Origin of the sequence: Pseudocoprococcus catus (assembly GCF_019734885.1) — a bacterium.
Taxonomy (GTDB): Bacteria; Bacillota; Clostridia; order Lachnospirales; family Lachnospiraceae; genus Coprococcus_A; species Coprococcus_A catus.
Genome location: NZ_JAAXCM010000064.1, coordinates 42,124 through 66,864 on the forward strand (window position 1 = coordinate 42,124; position 24,741 = coordinate 66,864).

The following is a 24,741-nucleotide window of genomic DNA, read 5'->3' on the forward strand; positions in this document are numbered from 1 at the left end:
AACTTTTGTCTTTTGACAATCTCATATATATAATTTATCACTTTTTTGGCAGATTGCAATGCATTCAGCGATAATTAAAAAATTAACAATTTTATAAGCCTTTTGTACACCTTTTTAAACAATTATCACAAGTCTTACTGATTTACCTGAATGCATTTCACCAGATTTTCAAAGGCCATACTGTGGGATGCTTTGACAAGAACTGTATCACCCTGCTGAAGTATTTCATTAAGCACTGCTTCCAAAGCTTCCCTTGTCTCATAATATTTTGCATTGCCGCCACTCCCTACAGCCTCCTGATACATAGATTCAGAAAGTTCTCCAACACAAAGGATCAGATCAATACCTTTTTCTGCTGCGTATGCTCCAACTTCACCGTGCATCGCCTTCTCATTCTCACCCAGTTCGAACATATCACCGAGAATAGCTACTTTGCGTCCCGGTGCTGTTGCCAGAAGATCAATTGCCGCTTTCATGGAAACAGGATTGGCATTGTAGCAGTCATCAATGATCACCTTGTCTCCGGCCTCAACGAGATGGCTGCGGCCCGCAACTGCCTCAACATGACTGATGCCTGCTGCAATCTCCTCTTTTGACATACCAAACTGGAGAGCAACTGCCGCTGCTGCCATGGCATTGTAAATCATATGTTCACCCGGCAGAGGAATAATCGCATGGACAACATCATCACCCATATGAATATCTGCACAGCTGCCCAGCAATCCACGGTTTTCAATATGATCTGCCCATATTGCATTCTGCTTGTTCATGCCGAAGGTCACCGGTGCTTTGCCGTAAACTTCATGAATGGTTGCCAGCTTATCATCATCACCATTGACAACAACTGTCCCCTTCGGATTCATAAAATCAAAAATCTCTGACTTAGCCCGAAGAATACCGTCTCTGTCGATAAGATTTTCCAGATGGCACTGACCGATATTCGTCATGACACAGATGTCCGGTTTCGCCACCTCACTGAGACGGTGCATCTCGCCAAAAGTGTTGATGCCCATCTCAAGGACTGCGATCTGATCATCCTCCTGAATACCGAAGATGGTCAGCGGCAGACCGACTTCATTATTATAGTTGCCGGCAGTCTTATGTACCTTGTACTTCTCTGAAAGAACGGAAGCCACAAACTCCTTTGTGCTGGTTTTGCCCACACTGCCTGTGATACCCACCACACGGATATTCAGCTGCTGACGATAAAAGGCTGCCGCCTGCTTTAAAGCCATAAAACTGTCTTTCACAAGAATACACGGTCCCAGATCTTCTTTCGGCAATACTTCACAGATCACTGCCATTGCTCCTTTTGCAAAAACATCCGGAATAAATTGATGGCCATCCACACGTTCACCCTTTGTTGCCACAAAAATATATCCCGGCTCAATCTGTCTTGAATCGATCACAATGCCCTTGGCTGTCTCCTGCGCCAGTTCTTCACGCATACAATAAATCTCGCCGCCGCAGGCAGCTGCAATATTCTCTAAAGTCATGTTTTTCATAAATATATACCACTTCCTTCCTGCTATTCATCTCTCATGGAAATGTCAATCAACAGCTGACAAAGATCCTCATACTCAATTCCCAGTACCTTTGCCTCCTGAGGCAGCAGTGAAGTCGGTGTCATTCCCGGAAGTGTATTGGCTTCCAGACAATAGAAGTCACCTTTTTCATCCATCATAAAGTCCATACGGGCATAATTCTTCAGACGCAGCACTTTGAAAGCCAGCTCAGCTGCCGCCTGCATAGCCAGTGTCTTCTCTTCACTGAGTTCTGCCGGACAAGTTTCAATCGTAGAGCCTGCCTGATATTTGTTCTTATAATCATAAAAACCGTGAAGCGGTGCAATCTCAATAATCGGATAAGCTTTGCCGTCCACAACGCCCACAGAAAACTCACGTCCCTTAATATACTGTTCTATGACAACTTCATCATCATATTTAAAAGCCTCTTCAAGGGCTTTCGCATATTCTTCATCATTATTGGCCATCACAACACCGACACTGGAACCACCGCAGCAAGCCTTCACAACACAAGGGTAAGGCACCTTTACATCCGGTGTCTGGCCCTTCTTCAGACGGAGGCCCACAGGTGTCGGTACACCGCCTGTCACAAAGAGATCCTTTGAAATGGCTTTATTCATGCAAATAGCTGAGCTGACATAATCTGTACCTGTATAGCGGATACCATTCAGATCAAAACATGCCTGAATCTTGCCATTTTCACCATTCTCACCATGCAGTGCCATAAACACAACATCTGCGTGCTGACAGATTTCGATGACATGAGGGCCGAAGAAGTTCTTCTTCCAATCCGGTCTAAGTGCCTTCACCGCATCAATGTCCGGATTCTGATCCTTGATGGCACCAACAGAAGCTGCCCAGTCCACATTCTTCTCAAAGACATCCTTCCAGTCATCATGCTCATAACCCAGAAAAACATCCAGAAGCATTACCTGATGACCTTTGCTCTTTAATGCCTTATAAATACCCATACCTGATACAAGAGAAACATCACGTTCCGTACTAATTCCACCTGCTAATACTACGATTTTCATTATAAATTCCTTTCTGTCGGCCGGCACCAGCGACTTTCTTCCAAGTTTACTCTTCCAGGTTTACTGAGAAACAAAGGAGAAATTCGCATCTGCCCGGCACATTATACTAATACCACTATTAAAATCCTATTACTAAAGCAAATCAATACAGAATCAAAATCGGCGGTTTTGCGCATTCCTGATATCTGCATAAAATTTAAACTTCAACTGAATTATCATAAACTCACCAATTTAATTGCGATACCACTTATTTAAATATGGTTAGTCTACCTCCTGCACATTATACCGCGCCAACCTTTCCTTGTAAAGCGACCCTTTAGCCGAATTTCCTGCCATGTGTATTTTTTACGCTTTGTTTTTCTCAGTTTACACTATTTTCCAAATATGTTACTATAGTATTCGATGACTAAAAACTGAGAGAATCACTGATATCGTTTAAGAGATATTACTTTGTATTCTCTAAAAATTCAATAAACTGCGATATCTGCAATACTGCTGGCAAAATATCTAAACTTCTGAATATTATTCGAAAACTATGTTTTTGCCAGCAGTATTGCAGTCTCAAAATTTGGGAGGTTTTATGACAAAAACAATTGATCTTTTGCATGGCAGGATCATGCGCTCGCTTTGTGTACTGGCGCTTCCCATTGTCATGACTTATTTTATACAGATGGCCTACAATTTTATCGATATGATCTGGATCGGCCGTCTCGGCAGCGGTGCCGTGGCCGGTGTGGGTGTAGCCGGTATGTTTACCTGGTTTTCCAATGGTCTGGTGACCATGGCCAAGATGGGCGGCCAAGTGAAGATCGGACATTGTCTCGGCGCCCGTGATGATGCTGAAGCACGACGCTATCTCGGTGCCGCCCTTCAGCTTGGTATTTTATTCGCCCTTGTTTTCAGTATTGGTATCAATGTTCTGGCTCATTCGCTGATCGGCTTTTTCCAGCTGAGCAGTCCGGAAGTTATACAGGATGCGGTTCTTTATCTCCGTATTACATGCGGACTGGTTATTTTTACTTTCATGAACCAGATTTTTACGGCTTCTTTCAATGTCTGCGGTGACAGCCGGACACCATTTATTATGAATACATGCGGTCTTGTCAGCAATGTTTTTGCTGACCCACTGCTGATTTTCGGTGTTGGTCCTTTTCCCGCTCTCGGCGTGGCAGGTGCCGCCGTGGCCACCGTTTTTGCTCAGATGTTTGTATTTATTCTGTTCCTTTTTGCTATCAGAAAACGGCATCCGCTTTATCACGGGCTGCAGCTGACAAAACCCAGACCTTTCAAATATTATACACAGATTATCCGCATCGGCCTGCCGCTTTCCCTTCAGGACATGCTTTTTTCCTGCTGTTCTATGCTTATTGCACGTTTTGTGGCCGGTTACGGAGACGGTGCTGTAGCAGCCCAGAAAGTCGGCACTCAGGTGGAATCTCTGTCCTGGATGGCCGCAGATGGTTTCATGGCCGCTATCAACGCTTTTATCTCACAAAACTATGGTGCCGGGCAATTAGACCGCGTGAAAGCCGGCTATCGATCAATTATGAAAATTGTTTTTGTATGGGGCTCACTTTGCACACTGCTGCTCGTTTTCCTGCCGGGACCGGTTTTTAAGATTTTCCTGAATGATGATGCTGTTCTTCCTATCGGCATTGATTATCTCCGGATTATGGGCTTTTCTCAGCTCTTTATGTGTGCAGAAATCACAACAGCAGGTGCCTTCGGGGGGCTCGGCAACACTTTGCCGCCTTCCTCCAAAAGCATCCTGCTGACATGTATGCGTATTCCTTTACTTCTTATTCTTACAAAGACACCACTTGGCCTTTCCGGTATCTGGTGGAGCATCAGTATCTCCAGTATTCTAAAAGGCATCGTCCTTGTCACATGGTATCTGATCTATCAGCGGCGCCTGTTGTCCGCCGCATCCTCGTCATCAGAGGGTATCAGGCCCTGACGGATGGCCTCCATCCTCTCGGCCTCTTCTTTCGGGAGGTAATTCAGCAGATAATTACCTCTCTCCTGATTTTTATCCAGATGTTCACGGCGGATCTCAACCTTGATCCGCTCAATTTCTTCACGCAGTTCCCTGGCCGACATAAGCAGACATCCCTGACTTCGGATAATGACCTGTTCAAGGCCATCTGAAGTTGCCACGGTGACTTTATACTTTCTGCCGATGGCATGGGCCGTCTTTTCTATATACTGATCGGCCGTTTCCGCTTCTTTTGTAAAAACCACATCAATATTATGCCATCTGGTGACTTCTCCCGAAAAACCTTCCACTTTATAGGCATCAAAAACAAGGATCACTCTCTGACTTGTATAGCCCTGATAGTTGGATAATGTCTCCATCAATTTATTGCGTGCCGCATCCATACTGTGTTCAGATAATTCATGAAGATCTTCCCATGCAAAGATAATATTATACCCATCCACTAACAGGTAACTTTCCTGAGCAGTCTCCTGGCGTCGGTTCTCCTTCTGTCGCTTTTCACCGCGCCAGCTGCCTTTCCCGGCTGTATCCGACAATGTGCTATTCATTCCCGCAGCCGAACCTGCTGTTCCCGGATTAATTTCATCCGAACCTCTGAATGTCCGCTCTTTCTGCGGTTTTCTTCGTTTAATTTCACCGTAAGTCCGAACAAAAATAGCCTCAAGTTCCTTGTCATCAGCAAGTGAGGGTGCTATGCTGCGGCTTCCGGGTACCTGTGCCTCTGCTGCCAGCACTGCATCCTTATCCTCAGTGCCTGAATGCTCTCCATCCAGACCAGCCCCCTCCAGATGCATATATTCCTCTACCTCGTACCATGGCACCACAAAGCCTGCCCCATGTGCACAGAAAACTGAACCCGTTGGATTGGTCAGATCCCGCTCCGGATCATAAAATGTTTCTTCCAGTACTTCCTCTGTATTATGACACGGAAAGTAACCCGCCATTGTGCAGAAGAGGCGTCCGGTACCGCCGGTGTAAGCAGCGACATCTTTCTGATATTCACGCATCTCAGAAACCGGTGCCATACCGGTCAGCACTGCCGTGTCGCCTTCGTTTTCACCCAGCTCAAACTTTCCGCTCATTTTCTCAATATCTGTCATGGCATGTCCCACCAGACGCTGGGGCAGTTCCAGCCTGAAGCGGTAATAAGGCTCCAGAAGAACGCTTTCTGCTTTCTGAAGTCCCTGACGCACTGCTCTGTAGGTTGCCTGCCTGAAATCTCCGCCCTCTGTATGTTTTTGATGTGCCCTGCCTGCGATCAGCGTAATCCTCATATCCGTGATCGGTGACCCTGTCAGCACACCTCTGTGAACTTTTTCTTCCAGATGTGTCAAAATCAGCCGCTGCCAGTTGCGATCCAGCATATTTTCACTGCAGACTGTATCAAATATAAGACCGCTGCCCGGTTCCAAAGGCTCCATCAGAAGATGTACCTCTGCATAATGTCTGAGAGGTTCAAAATGCCCTACTCCCTCCACCGGTGCTGCAATTGTCTCTTTGTATACAATTCGGCCTGCACCAAATTTCACCTCCAGGTTAAACCGTTCCCGGATCAGCTGCTGCAAAATCTCTGTCTGTATCTCACCCATGAGTTGCACAAGGATCTGCCCTGAAATATCATCCCAGACAATATGCAATTCCGGCTCTTCTTCTTCCAGCTGTCTGAGCTGATTCAGTACTTTATGCAAATCACTGCCCTCCGGCAGCTCGATCCGATAGGTCAGTACCGGCTCCAAAAGCGGCAACATCTGTTCTGCTTCAGCACCAAGTCCATCCCCTGCTCTTGTCTTCGTCAAACCTGTCACTGCACAGATGGTTCCCGCAGGCGCCTCATCCACAGTTTCATATTTTGTACCGTTATAAATACGGATTTGATTCACTTTTTCTTCCCAGCTGTCTGATGATGCGTCATTGCTTCCATATGCGGCAGTATTTCCCGATTCACTTTCATCCTCCTGGGTTCTGTGCATCTGTCCCTTCAGCAATGCCTTCACTTTCAGACTTCCGCCCGTTATTTTCATATAAGTCAATCGGCCGCCTTGAGCATCTCTTGCAATCTTAAAGACGCGGGCACCAAAGTTATCCGGATATTGTGAATTGACAGTCCACTTTTCAATTCCATCCAGCAGTTCCTGAACACCGGTCAGTTTCAGTGCTGAACCAAAAAAGCACGGAAAAACTTTTCGTTCTGAGATCATTTTTCGTATTTGTTCATCCGTCACTGTTCCTTTCTCCAGATAGGATTCCAACACCGTTTCATCACACATAGCCAGGTTCTCATTGCGTTTATCTGATTCTTCTGAAAAATCAATACAATTATCTCCCAGACGCTGATGGATTTCAGCCATCAGCGCCTCTTGATCCGTTCCATTCTGATCCATCTTGTTAATAAAAATAAATGTCGGCACTTTATATCGTGACAGGAGAGGCCATAAAGTCTGGGTATGGCCCTGTACACCATCCGCCCCGCTGATAACAAGCACAGCATAATCAAGCACCTGCAGTGTTCGTTCCATCTCCGCCGAAAAATCTACATGTCCCGGCGTATCAAGAAGTGTATACTTTCCGTCCTTCATCTCAAGTTCTGCCTGCTTGGAAAAAATAGTAATGCCTCTCTCCCGCTCAAGACTATATGTATCCAGAAACGCATCTTTGTTGTCCACTCTGCCGAGCTTTCTGATGCTGCCCGTCAGATAAAGAATACTCTCTGACAGTGTCGTTTTGCCTGCATCCACATGGGCCAGAATGCCGAGTGTTATATGTTTTTTTAATGATTTATCGCTTAAGGTACTTTCCATTGGAAATCCCCTTCCTGTTTTATGATTTTCAAAACTTGATTGTGCATCACCAGCCGCCGTTTTCTTGATTTTCATCCTATGCTTTTAACTGTTCTTCTGCACATCTGCTATATTATGATAACAATAAAACAGGCTGTGCACAACCGGCACAGCCTATTTTTTTAGTTCTATTCACTTGGAATATGTATCGTTTTATTTTGCAGATTCTGTTGCAGCAGGGGCTTCTGTTGCTGTTGTACCGGCTGCAGAACTTTCTGTTACTGTACCGGCTGCAGTGCTCTCTGTAGTTGCAGGTGCTGCTTCTGTTGCTGCTGGGGCCTCTGTTGCTGCTGGAGCCTCTGTTGCTGCAGGAGCTTCTGTCGCAGGTGTTGTTGAGGATGCTGCGCTCTTACCGCCGCATGCTGCAATACTTAATGCCATAGCGCCAACCATACCAAATGCAAGACCCTTTCTTAAAATGCCTTTAAATGCTCCTTTATTCATCATCTCAAAAATCTCCTTTTCTTTATATTTGAGAAGTTCTCTTTCTTCTCGACACCTATTATTGCATTGTATCCTTAAGGATTTGTAAAGAATTTCTGAAGAATTGCATAATCTTTTCTTTCACTTCTTTCAAAAATGGCAAAAAAATGTTTGAAATTCTATCAAAAGCATAGTATAATAGATAGGCATTGGAGACGTATCGAAGTGGCCATAACGAGCTTGACTCGAAATCAAGTTGTCGGGCAACCGGCACATGGGTTCGAATCCCATCGTCTCCGCTGACAAAAGAGGCTGTTACCTTCAGTAACAGCCCCTTTTCTTTCACTAATCTCTTTCATGGATTCCATAGGTTATCCACCGATTCTCTTTTTTTCAGATCAGTTTTCAACCACCAATAGCAATTGTATACACTTTTTTAAAGACTTCTTCCTCTTTCAAATGATTGATTCCCGGTTTATCTTTCAATTCACCTTCATACCCGAAATTATCACATCGTCCGCACCATGGCTCCAGACACACAAAAGGTGCTCCCGGTGCTGCCCAGATGCCGAAATTCGGAAAATCATCACACAAAACAGTGACATAGTCCGTCCCATCAGGCATCTCAATACCGGCTTTTTGGATCTGGCCGCCGTCAAATACAAGTGCATCCAGATCAAATAACGCCTTACTCAACGGATATTTGTGCTCCGTCAGCGGCATTGTGTAAACCTTGTCCGGAAGTCCGGTGCCTGTCGCCATATCGATATGGATATATTTCAGTTCATTCTGATCATCTGCAAATTTCAATGCATAATCACTGTAAGCTGTTCCGGGAAGAACCGGAACATTAAATCCCGGATGTCCACCGATGGTAAAGTACATTTCATGATCACCGGTATTTTTTATCTGCCACTGGATCTCCACCTCAGCTCCCGTCAGCCGGTGTGTGATCAGCAATTCAAAGTCAAAAGGATAACCTTTTCTTGTTTCTTCATTTGATACAAAACGGTGAGTTACAGAATTCCCACTCTCTTCCATCCGTTCCAGCTCATAATCTCTGGCAAAACCATGCTGATCCTGAACATAATGTCTGCCCTGATACAGGTACTCGCCGCCATAATACTTACCCACATTGGGGAAAAGAATCGGTGCCTGACGTTTCCACCAGGTCGGATCTCCCTGCCAGATGATCTCACGCTTATACTTTTTGTCATACACGCTGACAAGCTCTGCACCCAGATCGTCAATTGTCACCGCCAAACGATCATTTTCCATTGTGAATCTTCCCATTGCCCTTCGCCTTCTCTTTCTATTTTTTAACCTGAGACCAATCGCCGGATTCGAATATCCTTCGGTCATCCGCTCTATGGCGGCCGGCCTTTTCCGGGTTTAAAGTCCTCTGACAGCCCATCTCAGCTTCGTGGAATGGGCACGGCTGTTGCGTCTGCACTCTTCTGCTGATGGACGGATAACATCCTTTGCCGCATCACTGTATATACCGACTCTTACATTCTCTTTGAAAGATTTCTTCACCAATCTATCCTCACCGGAATGGAAGGTCAGCACAGCTGCTCTGCCTCCCGGATTCAGCACATCCGGCAATTTCTGGAGAAACGCTTCCAAAACCTCAAACTCACTGTTCACATCAATCCTAAGTGCCTGAAATGTCCTGGCACAGGATTTCTTCACAGCTTCCTTGCGCTCCGCTGCCGGCACCTTCACCAATGCCTTTTCAATCAGTTCACGCAATCTGACTGTCGTATCCACCGAATGTCCCTTCTTCAGTTCCTGCATCACCACTGCTGCGATCTCAGCAGCAAAAGGTTCGTCTGAATTCTCGATCAGCATTCCTTCAAGCTCATCCTTTGTAACATGTTTCAGTCTTTCAGATGCCGGCTCTCCCTTTGTCTGGTCCAGTCTGAGATCCAATGGTCCGTCATATTTGTAGGAAAACCCTCTTTCAGGATTGTCAATCTGCATTGAAGACACACCCAGATCAGCCAGAATAAAATCAAACTTGCCATCCTGTGCTGCCACTTCATCAATATTGGCGAAATTAATCCGGCGGATCGTGAGAATATCCGGTCCGAAACCTTGATTTCTCAGACGTTCCTCTGTCTTGGCCATCTCAATGGCATCCACATCCAGGGCCGTCAGATGACCTTCTCCCTTGAGGCATTTGAGCATGGCAGATGTGTGTCCGCCATAGCCCAGTGTCGCATCCAGACCTCTCTGTCCCGGCTGGATCTGCAGGAAATCAAGAATTTCCTGCACCATGATGGATATATGCATCCCCGCCGGCGTACCACCCTTCTGGATCACTCTCTCAATGGTCTCACCATACTTCTCAGGATTCAGCTCCTTGTACTTTTCATTGTAATTTCTCGGATGTGTGCCCTTATAGCGCACCCGCCTTTTGTGTACCGGTTGATTATTCTCCATATATGTTCTTCCTCTCTTATCCCGGACTCCCGCACTTTATTTCGGAAGCCGGAGAAATCTTTCATCTGTTATATGCCGGATACAGACTGAGCATCCACCAGCCCTTCCTCCGGGGCTTCCGGCTCTGGTTGCGGTTCCGGTGCACTTGTTTCAGGCGGATTCGTCTCAGGTGCTTTTGTATCCGGCGCACTGGTCTCAGGAGCCTTCGTTTCTGTCTGAGAAGTTTCAGGTGCACTTGTTTCAGGTTTCTTCGTCTCCGGCGCAGTTGTCTCCGGTTTCTTTGTCTCTGTATGTTTCTCTGTTTCCTTCGTCTCTTTCTTTGTCTCTTTATCGCTTTCCTTCTTCGTTTCCTTCTTCGTGTCATCCTTCCGGTCGTCTCTGTCATTCTTCTTGTGACCCGAAGAGCTGCTGCCTGAAGATGAACCTCTGTCCGTTGTCTGTCCCGGCACATAAGTGACACCGCCATAGACAACAACATAATAACCTGTATTGATATTCTCATAAAGCGTCTTTGCTTTATCATACGGCATGTTGATGCAGCCATGGGAACCATTGTACTGATAAATAGTGCCGCCGAAACTGCTTCTCCATGTGGCATCATGGAAACCGACACCACCATTAAAAGGCATCCAGAAAGATACCGGTGAGGCATAATCCGCTCCTCTGAGCACGGTATTCTTCTCCATGCTGTATACCTGATAAACCCCTGTCGGCGTCATATGTGACTTGCTGACACTGCCTGATACAATATTGGAGGACATGATCAGCTCACCTTTTTTGTACAGATACAGTTTCTGATCAGTCAGATTGACTTCTACATAATTGCCGCCGAAATTTTGGCTGATGCCGGAAGCTTTCTCTGTATGAGGAACCTTTCTATCCCCTGAAACTTTATCCTCCAGGCATTTCACCACATCTTTAAATAATGCAGAGGTATCAATAGCTTCACCACCCACAGGTACCTTCAGGGATATCTCACTTCCTGAGGTAGTTGTAAACTGCATGCTTACTTTATCTGAATTATATTCATCTGCCATGTCATTCACCCATGCCTGGATCTGATCATGGTCTGTCTGAACATCTCCATTATCATCCACATAAAGCCATTCACTGACCAGCTTGCTGTCAATGATTTCCTTCTTATCCTTACCATCCTTTGAAAAAGTATATTCCAGATGAAGTTTCAGATAATCATCGGCCTCTTTCAATACATCTGCCGCCTTCGGTGATTCCTCCGTCAGTGCCGCCGTCTGATAAAGTCCGGCATCCTCTGCATCAAGTTCCGAAAGATTCTCTTCCAGAGCTTCCTCTGCTGCTGCCAGAACTTCAGAAAAAATCATCTTCGTTCCCTGCTCTCCATTTCTCAATGAAAAGCTGTTCTTCTCTTTATCATAAACAAGCATCGCATTCTCCGGCTCAATCATCTTCTCTTCATCCAGCGCATCACATTGTTTCAATTGATTCGTCAATGCCTCACTATCATATGTAAAAAGATCCTTCACCGTCAGTGCCAGTGCATCCTTGTCTGTCTTGTTGTATCTAACCTTATTCTGCTGATCCTTCAATGCCTGAATATCGGCTTTGTCATTGCAGGCCATCTGAATATCCTGTCCGCTGATCCTGCACTGTGCATTCTTGAAAGAAATCGTCAGGGAATAATCTTTCACAGAATCTTCCAGTTTCTCTCTCGCCTGATCAACCGTCAGCCCTTCAATATCCATCTTATTCAACGTCGTTCCCGGATAAAAAACATCCTGATAAGCATTACTTCCTGCCATAAAATACCAACCGCCGAATCCGGCTGCCAACACAATGATCACCACAGCGATGATCCCTGCTGCTTTTAAACTTTTCTTCTTATTCATCGTTAGATCCCCCGCTTGATACATTCATTTTTAGTATTACTATCATATCACAGATTTCAAAAAAGTATAGATTCTTTTTATTAAGAAACTATGACATTTCATTGCCAAAACAACCATATAACAGATACTGTCTTCCCCATAAAACCAAACAACGAAGACTCGCGAAAAATACCGCAGCCTTCGTTGTTTTTGATAGTACATATTTATATGTTGTGAATGTTTTATATTATTTTGCAGCAATAAATCCCTTTGCAGTCAGGTATTCAGCACACAGAACCGCACCGCCTGCGGCGCCTCGGACTGTATTATGAGACAGACCAACAAACTTATAATCGTAAACTTTGTCTTCACGAAGACGACCCACAGAGATGCCCATGCCATGTTCGTAATCAACATCCAATGTAACCTGAGGACGATTATCTTCTTCAAGATACTGGATGAACTGCTTTGGTGCACTCGGAAGTTCCAGTTTCTGAGGTTCACCGGAGAAGTTCACAAGTTTCTCGATCAGCTGTTCCTTTGTCGGCTTCTTGGCAAATTTCACAAATACAGCTGCTGTATGACCATTCAATACAGGGACACGGATACACTGGGATGTGATGATCGGACTCTCTGCCTTCACAATCTCACCATTCTCAATATGTCCCCAGAGTCTTAACGGCTCCATCTCGGACTTCTCTTCTTCACCGCCAATGTAAGGAATAATGTTGCCCACCATCTCCGGCCAGTCTTTGAAAGTCTTACCTGCACCGGAAATAGCCTGATAGGTTGTAACAACAACTTCTGTCGGTTCAAATTCTTTCCATGCTGTCAAAACAGGTGCATAACTCTGAATGGAACAGTTCGGTTTAACGGCAATAAAACCTCTTGTTGTTCCAAGACGTTTCTTCTGATCCTTAATAACTTCAAAATGCTCCGGATTGATCTCCGGAACGACCATCGGTACATCCGGTGTCCATCTATGGGCACTGTTGTTGGAAACAACAGGTGTCTCACATTTTGCATAGGCTTCTTCAATCTTCTTAATTTCATCCTTGGACATATCAACTGCACTGAATACAAAATCCACATCCTTGCACATTTCTTCAACTTCCAACACATTTCTGACAACAAGCTTCTTAACAGTTTCCGGCATTGGTGTATCCATCTTCCATCTGTCACCAACAGCATCTTCATAAGCCTTGCCTGCTGAACGCGGACTTGCAGCAACTGCTGTCACCTCAAACCATGGGTGATTCTCCAGTAGACTGATAAAACGCTGTCCGACCATACCTGTTGCACCTAAAATTCCAACTCTTAACTTCTCACTCATAACAATTGACTCCTATTCGTATTCATTCTCTCTCAAAAATGTCCGCATTGGAAACACATTTGTCTTTCACTAGTGTATACTACATCAACTTTTCACAAAATGCAAGCATTGTTTTTATAAAAAATATAAAAATTTTATTTTTATTTTCACACATTTGTGGTATTATAAATCATATACTCAGATTAGACGATTGTCTACTTGTTTTTTTTAGAAAGGATGACTGTTCATGAAGTTAAAAAAGACATTCAAGGTAGTGGCAGCTGTCGCTGCTCTGGCAGCCGGTATCGGCGCAGTTGTTTACTTTATCAAGAATAAACTGCATCAGGAAGATCTCGATGATGACTTTGACGATGATTTCGATGATGATTTTGACGATTTTGATGATGAGGAGGAAACACCTGCTGAATCTTCCCGTGAATATGTGAATCTGAATAAGGCAGAGGATACTGCTGATACAGAGGATGCATCCGAAGAAGCCAAAGAAGCTGCTGAGGAAGAAGAAGCATCTGCTGAAGAAGCTGCTGATCCTGAAGAATAGAAGCGATCAAGCTATCAATAATACTGCTGTCTTTGGCAGTTTAATTAAAGGAGATTTTAACATGAGTACAGAAGAAAAAGAATTAGAAGTAACATCCACAGAAGCGCCTAAGAAGCCAGCCAGAAAGCCCCGCAAACCAGTTGATCCGGCCGTATGGGAAGAATTAAAGGCTATGCAGGAAAGCGGCGAAGTTTTAACAGTTAAGATTAATGCTGCTGTTAACGCCGGTGTTATTTCCTACGTAAAGGGTGTTCGCGGATTTATTCCTGCTTCTTTATTATCCATCGCTTACGTAGAAGACTTAAACGAATGGGTTGATAAATCTATCGAAGTTAAGGTCATCACAGTTGAACCTGAAGAAAAACGCCTTGTTCTCTCAGGCAAAGCTGTTGAACAGGATAAAGCTGCAGAAGCAAGAGCTGCTAAGATTGATGCAGTGAATGTTGGTGATATCTACGATGGTAAAGTTGAAAGAATCACTTCTTTCGGTGCTTTCGTAGGATTTGCTGATGATTTATCCGGTCTTGTTCATATCTCACAGATGGCTAACAAACACATTGAATCACCAAACGAAGTTGTCAAAGTCGGCGATGAAGTGAAAGTGAAGGTTATCGGCAAGAAAGACGGCAAGATCAGCCTCAGCATGAAAGCCGCTCAGGATGCAGACACAGAAGTAATCGACAGCAGAGAACCTGCTTTCAATTACAAAGAAGAAGGTCAGGCAGCAACAAGCCTTGCTTCCTTACTTGCAGGCATCAAATTAGACTAATCTTTATTATCGTAGGAATGCAATGCCCGGATCATCAGAATTGTTGATTCGGGCATTTTTTATATTATGAAAGAAGGGCTGCTTTTCAAAAAGCAGCCCTTCTTTCATCACATATTCAATTAACCCAGCCACTTCAATGACGGCCAATACATCACAAAGGCCTTCGCTATGATCTTATCCTTCTTCACATAGGTATTGTGCCAGTACCTGGAATCCTTCGAAACAGCCCTATTATCTCCCAACATGAAATAACTGTCCTCCGGCACCTGATAAGGCCCGAAATCACCTGTCGGCTCCTCACTCAGATAAGGCTCATCCAGCAATTCACCATTAATATAGACCTTACCACTGATTATTTCTACTGTTTCTCCCGGCAGGCCGATAATACGCTTCAGATAATCAACACTCTCATCATCCGGGTATTTGAAAATAACGATATCGCCTCTCTCCGGTTCATTAAAATCGTAATACAATCGAAGTCCCATGATCCTGGATCCGGCAGGGATCGTTGTTTCCATCGATCCGGTAGGTACAACCGCATTCGCTATAATAAAAAAGTCCACAAGCAGAGCAATTATAATCGCTGAAACAATCACCTTGACCCAGCTGAACACTTCGGCTTTTATGGAGGTTTTCTTCTCCTCAGACATAAACTTTCTCGTCTCCTCACTGTATAGGTCTTCATTCATTTAAAGCATTAAACGCAATGAAATATGCATTACATTATAACATATACATGGGAAAATGACAAACATTTATTAGATAAAGAACACACCCAGCAGTGCGATCAAAATCGGTGCCACAAGAGATACCCAAAAAATTGGCATATAAGAATGCTTATGATCCAATTTTCCCATCATTGCCCTTCAGATCTCCCTGCACATTGCAATAAACTGTCTTGCTGCTGAATTAAGGGGATGCTGATAATCATATACCAGACATATCTCCCGCTTTGGTATCTCTTCCTGAAGCGGAATCTTGACAACTTCCTGCTTCTTAACCGCCTCCCGTGCCATCGGTTCCGGTATAAATGCAAGTCCAAGTTCAGACTTGACCATCGGAAGAATCTGATCGGAGGTTGCCACTTCAATGTCTGGCACAAATTCAAGGCCGTGCTCCAGAAAAAACTGATTATAAAACTTAAATGTCATTGTTTCTCTTCCGAGTCCGATCAATGAATCGTCTTTCAAATCGGTCAGACTAACGATTCGATCCTTTAATCTGTCAAATGTTCTTCCGCTCACAAGGATTTCATTAAAAGACTGCAGTGTCACGACTTTCAGAGGTCCTGTCGCCTCTACCGGTGTCGTCACAACAGCAAAGTCAACCTTCCCGCTCCTAATCGCCTCCATAGCCTGCGGTGTCGAATAATTATACAACTTCAACCGGATACCCGGATACTCCTGATGAAATGCTTTGAGCTTATCCAGAAGAAAGATATTCAAAGCCGTCTCACTTGTTCCCACTGCGATTTTACCGTGCAGCAGGCCATCATTTTCCGAAAGAGCCTTTTCCGCCGCAAAAATCTGAATCATCGCAGCAGATACATAATTATAAAGTTCCTCTCCTTCCGATGTCAGCTGAACACCTCTGTTTGTCCGAATAAACAACGTCGCATGTACCTGCTGCTCCAGACAGTTCATCGCTCTCGTAATATTCGGCTGACTATTTCCCAGGACTCTGGCCGCCTTTGTAAAATTGCGGTACTTGGCCACATAATAAAAAATCCGATAATACTCAAAATTGACATTCATACTTTTACTCCAGACATATCAAAACATAATCGATATCATATCAATTATAGTTTTTACTTATTTCTACATTCATAGTATAATCGAACAAAATATGAAAATCAAGGAAGGACGTGTAATAAATAATGGAAGAAAAAACGATTTTTCCTCGGGAAGAGCATTCAGATATATTATTTCAAAAAATTTTAAATGATCCATGGGCTTGTGAAAAACTTCAGGCAACATTCTGCGATTTTCTATTTTGTAATGATGAATTTGATCATCCCCTTTCACCCGAAGAATTTTCCAAAGCTTTATTTGAATCCTATAAGAATAGAGATTTGTCCGCATTTTTGATGGGCATTTGCCAGAATACTATTTTTGACCTTCTTCGGAATTCTTTTCTGATTCCTTACCGTTTCAATGCAGACGGCAAACAGAATCCGATTATCATGACCGATGAAAAAGGTCTTTTATTACCAGAATATGCTAATCCTTTTTATAAAAAAGAATACACTTCTTTCCAGAAAATTTATCATGCTCTTGAATCAGATAGAAACATTTTTCTGGCTCAAGCCTATCGCTACAGCCATGATTACGGTCCAAACCATATGAATATCGAGCAGAAGATTCTTGAGATCACAACAGGCATTCTTCTGATCCGTGAACTTCCGGACACAGTAAAACTCAAAGAAACCGAGGCAGAGGCCTATGCTGCTGTCTGGGATATCATGATCGCACTGGAAAAAGAGCTGCCGATGGCCTATGTCTTTTATGGACAGGACACACTGGTAGAACATAATAAACGATATGACGAAATCGGCATATTTTTACCGAACTCTCATTTTCTGAAACATCTGGAGAAACATATTGAAAAAGCCGAGGCGATTATCTATGCGCAAAAATAATACTGCATCAGCATCTGCCGCTTCTTATGTTGATATCATGGAAAAAAACCATATGGAAATTCCATGGCATGATTATGCAGATGCTGACAGCCATGTTATCATCAGTCAGACTGGATTGATTGAGAAATCCTCTGTCATCGGCCGTGTAGGTCTGATCATGCTTTCCTGCGGCACCGGTGCATGGCGCGTCCGTACTTCCATGAACCGTTTGTCCAAAGAACTTGGTGTGACCTGTACTGTTGATGTTGGATTAATGTCCATTTCATTCAACTGCTTTGACGGCAAAGACTGCGTTTCACAGTCTCTCAGCATCGCCAATACCGGTGTCAATACATCTAAGCTGTATCGAATGGAACAATTCGTAGATTCTTTTCCGACAATGGAAGCCAAACTTACCGGTGAAGAAATCCATAAAAGACTGGATGAAATTGAAGAAATCCACGGTCTGTATTCACCTGTAAAACTTGGTTTTGCAGCAGCACTGGCCTGCAGCGCCTTTACATTTTTACTTGGCGGCGGCCCTGTGGAAATGATACTGGCCTTTATTGCAGCCGGTATCGGTAATTTTATCCGTACAAAGCTGATTAAACACCACTATACATTGTTTTTAAATATTGCAGCCTCCATATCGGCTGCCTGCCTGGTTTATGCACTGCTTTTGAAGTTGTCTGAGGTCTGCTTCGGCATCTCCTCATTCCATGAAGCAGGCTATATCTGTTCCATGTTATTTATCATTCCGGGCTTTCCCTTTATTACAAGCGGCATTGACCTTGCCAAACTGGATCTTCGTTCCGGTCTGGAACGTCTGACCTACGCGATCATTATTGTGCTTGTTGCCACAATGTTTGCATGGATCATGGCTTTACTACTGAAATTGAAACCCGTTGATTTTGCTGCCATGAACATTGATCCCATCTTACATATGTTTCTTCGGATCATTACTAGCTTCTGCGGCGTTTTCGGTTTCTCGATCATGTTCAACAGCGCCATTCCTATCGCAGCCACTGCTGCACTAATTGGCGCTGCTGCCAACACATTACGACTTGAACTCATTGATTTCACCCAGATGCCATCTGCGGAAGCCGCTTTCATCGGCGCACTGACAGCAGGTTTACTTGCATCCATTATTAAACGAAATCATGGTTATCCAAGAATATCTATCACTGTTCCTTCCATTGTGATCATGGTTCCGGGGCTTTACCTTTATCGTGCCATCTATAATCTTGGCATTATGTCCCTGAACGAATCCGTTTCGTGGTTTGCAGCAGCGATTATGATCATAGCCGCTCTCCCCCTTGGCCTAATCTTCGCAAGAATCCTGACTGACCGCACATTCCGTTATTGTACTTAACCCGGCAAGTACTAAGACAATAACTGATAATTTTTACTGGAGGAATCATCAATGAGTTTCAAGCACCACAAACAAATGTCCGAATCTTTCCTGACTGCTGCCTTTTTGTCAGTGTCAGGAGGATTGCAGGACGCTTATACTTATATTTTTCGTGGAAAAGTCTTTGCCAATGCCCAGACAGGCAATATTGTCCTGCTGAGCCAAAGCATTATCGATAAAGACTTTGGCCGGGCCATCCATTACCTTGTGCCTCTCTTGTTTTTTGCCCTGGGCATCGCCATCGCTGAATGTATCCACGTCAAATTTCAGCGTATCCAACATATCCATTGGCGCCAACTGGTTCTCGTACTTGAGATTCTTCTTTTGCTGGTTGTTGGATTTCTGCCGACAAGACTGAATCTGCTAGCCAATGCCATGGTTTCATTCTCATGTGCCATGCAGGTTCAGAGCTTTCGTAAAGTCAACGGATATGCTTTCGCCAGCACCATGTGCATCGGCAACATCCGAAGCGGCACAGATGCCTTATGTGCTTTTATCCGTACCCGTGATAAAAACACTCTGCGCAAATCCCTGTGCTACTGGGGAATCATTTTACTCTTTGCCATCGGTGCAGGTATCGGCGGTTACGGCATTACAATTTTCGGCATGCGAACCATATGGATTTCCTGTATGCTTCTTCTAATCGGATTTCTTATGATGTTTATCAAAGAAGAACAGACAGAACATATGGAACCGATGACACTTTAAATAAGCCCACTTCTTTTCATTTTTTATCTATCCTTTATATCTTACAGGCAATAATACCTATGGAAAAAAAGTGTCCTGAATCTACCTTCAGGGCACTTTTTCACATTCGTATCTTATACAGATCAAACCTGTATTCTATTTAACTTTCTTATTTCACTTCTACAAGTTCGATTTTGAAATTCAGTTCTTTGCCTGCCATCTCATGATTAGCATCAAAAGTAATCATCTTTTCGTCCTTGCCAGTTACCTTTACAAGGAAAGGCTGGCCATACTGATTTGTCAGATAAACCTGCTGGCCAACTTCCAGGTCCTCTGAACCAGGCAGCTGTGCAATCTCAACTTCAATAATTGCATTAGGATCCGGCATACCATAAGCTTCTTCCGGCATCAGATGGATTTCTTTGATCTCACCGACTTCCATATCTGCCACTGCTGCATCAAAGCCTTTGATCATCTGTCCCGCACCGCATACGAATTCCAGCGGTTCACCACGATCATAAGATGAATCAAACTGTGTGCCGTCGTTAAAAGTACCTCTATAATGGGTACGGCATGTTTTACCTACGTTGCGTCCTGTCATTGTATTTTCCATGATTGAAAAATCCTCCATTTATCCATTTACTATTCGACATGATGTCTTCTTCTAAGAGTACACTACCGCAGGGCATTTCACAAGTAAAAATTTTATAAAATCATTGGTTTCACTCTTTTATTCGAAAGTCATACTATTAAAGTAGAATTTCCTAGAGGTATCTTCCGTATGCATTTAAAAAAATTCTTCTCCGTGGCTGCACTGCTTGGCTGCCTCACCATGGTCTTTACAAGCTGCTCACAAAAAAACTCTGACCTGACACCGGTCACCCTCAATGAAGTGGCCCATTCCATCTTCTATGCTCCCATGTATGTGGCTATCGAAAAAGGCTACTTTGCCGATGAAGGCCTGGATATTACTCTGGTGAACGGTTCCGGTGCAGATAATGTAATGACATCTCTCATATCCGGCGACGCGGATATTGGCTTTATGGGGCCCGAAGCCACTATCTATGTCTATAACCAAGGGGCACAGAACTATGCTGTCAATTTTGCCCAGCTGACCCAACGTGCCGGCAACTTCCTTGTTGCAAGGGATAAAGAACCAGACTTCACATGGCAGGATTTAAAAGGCAAAACCGTTCTGGGTGGCAGGGCAGGTGGCATGCCAGAAATGATTTTTGAATATGTTTTAACCCTGAACAATATTGACCCGAAAACTGACCTAACCATCATCCAGAATGTGGATTTCGGCCTGACTGCTGAAGCATTCGCCAGTGGCACCGCTGATTATACTGTTGAATTTGAACCATTCGCCACTTCTCTGGAAATGAACGACAATGGTCATGTCATTGCTTCTCTCGGTGAAGACTCCGGCTATGTCCCATATACCTGTTTCTCGGCCCTTGAAAGCTATATTAAGACTCATCCTGACATCATCCAGGCATTTACCAATGCCATCCAAAAAGGTCTTGATTACGTTAGCAGCCACACTCCTGCAGAAATCGCTGATATCATCCAGCCTCAGTTTGCAGAAACCGATAATAACAAGCTTGTTGCTATCATCGACCGCTATGCTGCACAGGATACCTGGAAAGAAGACTGTGTTTTCACTGAAAAATCCTTTACACTGCTACAGAACATCCTTGACCAGGCCGGTGAACTGACTAAGCGGATAGATTATGATACTCTTATTACAACAGAATTTGCTGAAAAAGCTGTTCAAGAATGAAATAACACTAAATCTCCGAGATAAATATCTCTTTTAAACAGCAGTAACCTCAAAATCCAAAATCCATCCTATTCAAAAACTGATTTTGGATTTTGAGGTTATTTTGATGCCAAAATTACTGACCCGCAACTTTTATTTTTTGCCACACATAATCATGCAGCAGCCCATTCGGACACCAGTCCATAGTCAGTTCTTCCAGTAATGCCATATCTCGGTTTGCACAGGCTTTCTCTATTTCATAACAGTAAAAAGAAATCAGTCTGTCCACAAACGCTTCTTCTGATTTTCCTGCACTGACTGCACGTATCCTTTCTGCAAACTCATCACAGCTATTTTGACTGTCCTTCTCCTGGCCTTTGCAATTTTCTGTCATTGCTGCAAGTATCTCTCCTATCTCATCAAACGCCCTGGATACTCTGCTTTGTCGTCTGACATCCGATATTTCAAGTTTTTTCTTCTCTTCCCGCAGAAATTCTCTCCAAATCAGCTTAAATCCTTCATCAATTTCACATTTTCCCTTAATATATCCATTAAAAGGTGCTGTTATTGAATACCATCTTCCGTTCAGCTTCTCAACATATCTTTTTCTTTCTTTTACCGTTGTATTTTTTACAAGATATTTTTCATATATTTGATTTGTCGGGCTTATAAACTGCGTTTTTATCACAGCAGTCAAACGACGTAATATCAGATTTTTCGACCACCCCATATCAACAATATCCAAATGTCCTGTACTATTTATCCACTGAATAACAAATGATACACTCGCATAATTCATATCCCACTGACTGTTATTTATTTTCTCAAAATTCACTTTAAAGTACCTCGTGTTATATTGCTAATAACTTTTTTGTTTTTGCAGTTGTAAACTGAATAACCGGACCAGAAAACAGAATAGTGGCTATTGCACATATACCAAACTTTCCGCCTAATACAACACCGACAATCACCATCAAAACATCCAGTACCATCCGCACACCTTTCACCTGCCAGTGATTCTTCTCGGCAAGCGAAAAAGTTAGAGCCTCATACGAGCCCCGCCCCATAGACGCTGATGCATAAAATCCGGTACCGACAGCAAACAACATAACTCCTAATATCATAATGATTGCATTTAGCCATAAATGTGAACTATATACATGGGCATCTGCAAATAAATCTACACAAAAACTGTACACAAACTGATACAAGATTGTGCCGATATTCAGCTGTGAACGATCATAAAAAAATACAAAAACTATCATTATCAAAGCCACTATCAAAGAAGCCATACCAATACTTATATGAAATGTTTTTGACATGCCCTGCCATACGATTGCGAGGGTCGCCCCTCCAAATCCTGCATACAAGGCCAACGTGATGCCATATGCTGCAAGCATCGATCCCAGCACAATAATCATTATCTTTTTTATCCATCCCATTCTTCCCATTGCTATAACCTCTTTCTGTACGGATACTAAAACAAACGAAAACAATCTGCTCTTAACCAATCGCACTCATTATCTGCATAAAAAAAACTATAGACTTAACTGTTATGTTCAGAAACAGTAGAAATCTATAGCCTTCATTATTCGTTTGCCGAGACAAGCTCCGTATTCATTTAAATTTATCATACATACTTTCAGAGCATTTGTCAATAATTTTTTGTATTGATAAATGCTCTGTTTATTATCTTCAAGCACTGCGGTCTATTCGGCAGCTTCATCACCGAAAGGCGTTCTGTCATCCAACGCATACGCTTTCATTTCTCTGGCATCGGACAGATACCGGGATGCCTGATCCCTGTAATCTGACTCAGAGACAGCAGAAACAAGGATGTTTTCTGTAATCATCTCTCCGTTATACTTATACTGTACCAGTTCGTACTGATCATCTTTCTTGATGAAGGCAAGAAAACCATACTGCTGTGACAAATAAGCCGTATTGATCGTCATAGAACCAATTGTCGTTACTGCTCCCTGATTGCATGAGTACACATTCATCATCTCTGTACCGACAATCAACTCCGGTGAACCATCACCGGTAATGTCCACAAGATAATACACCGCATCCGTATCTGACGCACCATCCAGAAGAACCCTGTAATTATTCTGAACAGTCTCATCCATGGCCATAGTCTCGGCTTCGCTGCTGATCTCCCCTGCAATCTCAGAAACCAGATCTACCGGAACTTCTGTTGCCTGACTGTTATCCTTACCGCACCCGGCCAGAATAACAATCAGTGTCAGAACGATCAGAAGAGTCCGTGTTCTTCCAGTCTTCATTCTCTTCATATCCTGCATAACCTAATACAGAAGTATTACTGCAAAGGCTTCCAGATCCTCTGTCTCAGATGCATTTCTGATACCATGTGTCTGTCCACCAAGACAAACACAGGAATCCCCTTCATGCAGTGTTGTCATTGTACCGTTGTCATTGTAGATTGCTGTTCCCTTTGCAATACAGATAATCTCTTCTTCTCCTTCATGTATATGTTCACCAATGGAACATCCAGGCTTAAACACCAGTTTTGCGATCATTTTCGCATTGCCATTGAATTCTTCCGGTTCAAGATAACGGATGATCTCCACTGTTCCATCACCGCCGCGCATATGCTCATTATATAATTTCACCATATCTTCCGCACGTTTAACCATTGTTGTATACCTCCTGTTCATTCCTCTTGTCCTGCCTTTCAAAGACCGGATATTACATCTTTTAGCATACCATCTGTACGCAATGAATGCAAGTCCTTCCTCTATATGGTTTCCATTACTACATCCTACATTTTTTAATTGACCTTTAGCCACTTCATAGACTATACTATATAGAGATACCCGATAATTTTCAGGATTTTCCTGCTGCTATACTTAATTTCGAACATTATGAAAGGACCCAGCTCTATCATGGAAAAAGATAACGCGATTCAGACAATCATTGAAGAAGTGTTCAGCCGCTACACCGACGGCAGTTATATTAAAGCCTCCATGCTGCCGGACCTTGATCTCTATGTAGACCAGATCACCACATTTCTTACACGGCATCTTTCCAAAACAACCCGTTTTGAAGATGACAAGATTATGACCAAGACAATGATCAACAATTACACCAAAAACCACCTGCTCCCGCCTCCTGACCGGAAGAAATATTCCAGGGATCACATTCTGCTCATGATCTTTATCTATTATTTTAAGAATTTCCTGCCGATCAGCGATATACAGACGATTCTCGGACCCCTGACAGACAAATACTTTCACAAGGACACGGAGTTAAATCTAGAGTCCATTTACACAACACTGTTTTCCAAGGAAGACATATTTGTACATGAAATACTTGAGGATGTCATGGCTCAATTTCATATGTCAGAAGATCTCTTTCCTGATGCACCGAAGGAAGATCAGGAATCTCTCCGTGAATTTACCTTTATCTGTATGCTTTGTCTTGATATCTATATCAAAAAGCAGGTCATAGAAGCCATTCTGGACAAACGCCCGAAAACAAAATAAAAGGAATGCTTAT

22 protein-coding genes, 1 tRNA gene and 1 pseudogene are annotated in these 24,741 nt (G+C 43.4%); 9 read left to right on the forward strand and 15 right to left on the reverse strand.

The window, feature by feature from the left end; translation table 11 throughout:
- Positions 1–134: 134 nt before the first annotated feature.
- Together HED67_RS16005 and HED67_RS16010 are read right to left on the reverse strand one after the other, a co-directional pair.
- The gene (locus HED67_RS16005; RefSeq protein WP_221718868.1) at positions 135–1,505 is read right to left on the reverse strand and encodes a UDP-N-acetylmuramoyl-tripeptide--D-alanyl-D-alanine ligase; all 1,371 of its coding nucleotides are present in this window, start codon (positions 1,503–1,505) and stop codon (positions 135–137) included.
- Between the two features lie 23 nt (positions 1,506–1,528).
- Complete coding sequence (locus HED67_RS16010; protein WP_221718869.1) at positions 1,529–2,560, reverse strand: D-alanine--D-alanine ligase family protein; 1,032 nt, start codon at positions 2,558–2,560, stop codon at positions 1,529–1,531.
- 580 nt (positions 2,561–3,140) lie between these two features.
- Here HED67_RS16010 and HED67_RS16015 point away from each other — a divergent pair.
- Positions 3,141–4,517 carry an MATE family efflux transporter gene (locus HED67_RS16015; protein ID WP_221718870.1) on the forward strand — a complete coding sequence of 459 codons (1,377 nt, stop codon included), beginning with the start codon at positions 3,141–3,143 and terminating at the stop codon, positions 4,515–4,517.
- On the opposite strand, the gene HED67_RS16020 is transcribed toward HED67_RS16015, so the two are convergent.
- The gene (locus HED67_RS16020) at positions 4,463–7,354 is read right to left on the reverse strand and encodes a translation factor GTPase family protein (RefSeq protein WP_221718871.1); all 2,892 of its coding nucleotides are present in this window, start codon (positions 7,352–7,354) and stop codon (positions 4,463–4,465) included. The two genes, HED67_RS16015 and HED67_RS16020, sit on opposite strands and share 55 nt — an antisense overlap.
- Positions 7,355–7,546: 192 nt before the next feature.
- Positions 7,547–7,840: a hypothetical protein gene (locus tag HED67_RS16025; RefSeq protein WP_221718872.1), complete on the reverse strand. Its 294-nt coding sequence runs from the start codon at positions 7,838–7,840 to the stop codon at positions 7,547–7,549.
- 187 nt (positions 7,841–8,027) lie between these two features.
- On the opposite strand from HED67_RS16025, the gene HED67_RS16030 reads away from it, so the two are divergent.
- Positions 8,028–8,115: transfer RNA gene (locus HED67_RS16030), tRNA-Ser, on the forward strand.
- Between the two features lie 106 nt (positions 8,116–8,221).
- On the opposite strand, the gene HED67_RS16035 is transcribed toward HED67_RS16030, so the two are convergent.
- The 4 genes from HED67_RS16035 to asd all read right to left on the reverse strand — a co-directional run bounded on the left by HED67_RS16035 (position 8,222) and on the right by asd (position 13,438).
- On the reverse strand, positions 8,222–9,109 hold the full coding sequence (locus HED67_RS16035; protein ID WP_221718873.1) for an aldose 1-epimerase family protein: 888 nt from the start codon (positions 9,107–9,109) through the stop codon (positions 8,222–8,224).
- 99 nt (positions 9,110–9,208) lie between these two features.
- On the reverse strand, positions 9,209–10,261 hold the full coding sequence (rsmH, locus tag HED67_RS16040) for a 16S rRNA (cytosine(1402)-N(4))-methyltransferase RsmH (protein WP_221718874.1): 1,053 nt from the start codon (positions 10,259–10,261) through the stop codon (positions 9,209–9,211).
- Between the two features lie 68 nt (positions 10,262–10,329).
- On the reverse strand, positions 10,330–12,126 hold the full coding sequence (locus tag HED67_RS16045) for a L,D-transpeptidase (RefSeq protein ID WP_221718875.1): 1,797 nt from the start codon (positions 12,124–12,126) through the stop codon (positions 10,330–10,332).
- A 226-nt stretch (positions 12,127–12,352) separates the two neighbouring features.
- Entirely contained in the window at positions 12,353–13,438 is a 1,086-nt protein-coding gene (asd, locus tag HED67_RS16050) for an aspartate-semialdehyde dehydrogenase (RefSeq protein ID WP_178440423.1), read from the reverse strand.
- Positions 13,439–13,664: 226 nt separating this feature from the next.
- Between asd and HED67_RS16055 the strand changes: the two genes are divergently transcribed.
- Both HED67_RS16055 and HED67_RS16060 read left to right on the forward strand, forming a co-directional pair.
- The gene (locus tag HED67_RS16055; RefSeq protein WP_178440421.1) at positions 13,665–13,976 is read left to right on the forward strand and encodes a DUF4366 domain-containing protein; all 312 of its coding nucleotides are present in this window, start codon (positions 13,665–13,667) and stop codon (positions 13,974–13,976) included.
- 61 nt (positions 13,977–14,037) lie between these two features.
- Positions 14,038–14,745 carry a S1 RNA-binding domain-containing protein gene (locus tag HED67_RS16060; protein WP_178440419.1) on the forward strand — a complete coding sequence of 236 codons (708 nt, stop codon included), beginning with the start codon at positions 14,038–14,040 and terminating at the stop codon, positions 14,743–14,745.
- 119 nt (positions 14,746–14,864) lie between these two features.
- On the opposite strand, the gene lepB is transcribed toward HED67_RS16060, so the two are convergent.
- Positions 14,865–15,395, reverse strand: coding sequence for a signal peptidase I (gene lepB, locus HED67_RS16065; protein ID WP_178440417.1), 531 nt, complete (start codon positions 15,393–15,395; stop codon positions 14,865–14,867).
- Positions 15,396–15,611: 216 nt separating this feature from the next.
- Positions 15,612–16,499, reverse strand: coding sequence for a LysR family transcriptional regulator (locus HED67_RS16070; RefSeq protein ID WP_178440415.1), 888 nt, complete (start codon positions 16,497–16,499; stop codon positions 15,612–15,614).
- Between the two features lie 122 nt (positions 16,500–16,621).
- On the opposite strand from HED67_RS16070, the gene HED67_RS16075 reads away from it, so the two are divergent.
- From HED67_RS16075 to HED67_RS16085, 3 genes are read left to right on the forward strand one after another with little or no spacing between them, the layout of a single operon-like run.
- Positions 16,622–17,383: a DUF4866 domain-containing protein gene (locus tag HED67_RS16075; protein ID WP_178440413.1), complete on the forward strand. Its 762-nt coding sequence runs from the start codon at positions 16,622–16,624 to the stop codon at positions 17,381–17,383.
- Positions 17,370–18,734, forward strand: a complete 1,365-nt coding sequence (locus HED67_RS16080) for a threonine/serine exporter family protein (protein ID WP_221718876.1) — start codon at positions 17,370–17,372, stop codon at positions 18,732–18,734. Before HED67_RS16075 ends, HED67_RS16080 begins: the two co-directional genes overlap by 14 nt.
- Before the next feature lie 51 nt (positions 18,735–18,785).
- Entirely contained in the window at positions 18,786–19,481 is a 696-nt protein-coding gene (locus tag HED67_RS16085; RefSeq protein WP_178440411.1) for a YoaK family protein, read from the forward strand.
- 148 nt (positions 19,482–19,629) lie between these two features.
- Here HED67_RS16085 and HED67_RS16090 read toward each other — a convergent pair.
- Positions 19,630–20,061, reverse strand: a pseudogene (locus tag HED67_RS16090) (FKBP-type peptidyl-prolyl cis-trans isomerase); the annotation flags it as partial.
- A gap of 180 nt (positions 20,062–20,241) precedes the next feature.
- On the opposite strand from HED67_RS16090, the gene HED67_RS16095 reads away from it, so the two are divergent.
- On the forward strand, positions 20,242–21,243 hold the full coding sequence (locus tag HED67_RS16095; RefSeq protein ID WP_178440407.1) for an ABC transporter substrate-binding protein: 1,002 nt from the start codon (positions 20,242–20,244) through the stop codon (positions 21,241–21,243).
- Between the two features lie 115 nt (positions 21,244–21,358).
- Here HED67_RS16095 and HED67_RS16100 read toward each other — a convergent pair whose 3' ends face one another.
- The 4 genes from HED67_RS16100 to HED67_RS16115 form a co-directional block, all read right to left on the reverse strand.
- Positions 21,359–22,057 (reverse strand): hypothetical protein, encoded by a 699-nt coding sequence (locus HED67_RS16100; protein ID WP_221718877.1) that lies wholly within the window; start codon positions 22,055–22,057, stop codon positions 21,359–21,361.
- Between the two features lie 16 nt (positions 22,058–22,073).
- A complete protein-coding gene (locus tag HED67_RS16105) occupies positions 22,074–22,673 on the reverse strand; it encodes a YczE/YyaS/YitT family protein (RefSeq protein ID WP_221718878.1) in 600 nt (199 codons plus the stop codon).
- A 258-nt stretch (positions 22,674–22,931) separates the two neighbouring features.
- Positions 22,932–23,507, reverse strand: coding sequence for a hypothetical protein (locus tag HED67_RS16110; protein ID WP_221718879.1), 576 nt, complete (start codon positions 23,505–23,507; stop codon positions 22,932–22,934).
- A gap of 21 nt (positions 23,508–23,528) precedes the next feature.
- Positions 23,529–23,879: a cupin domain-containing protein gene (locus HED67_RS16115; RefSeq protein ID WP_178440403.1), complete on the reverse strand. Its 351-nt coding sequence runs from the start codon at positions 23,877–23,879 to the stop codon at positions 23,529–23,531.
- A gap of 249 nt (positions 23,880–24,128) precedes the next feature.
- Between HED67_RS16115 and HED67_RS16120 the strand changes: the two genes are divergently transcribed.
- A complete protein-coding gene (locus HED67_RS16120; protein WP_221718880.1) occupies positions 24,129–24,728 on the forward strand; it encodes a DUF1836 domain-containing protein in 600 nt (199 codons plus the stop codon).
- The last annotated feature ends 13 nt before the right edge of the window (positions 24,729–24,741 follow it).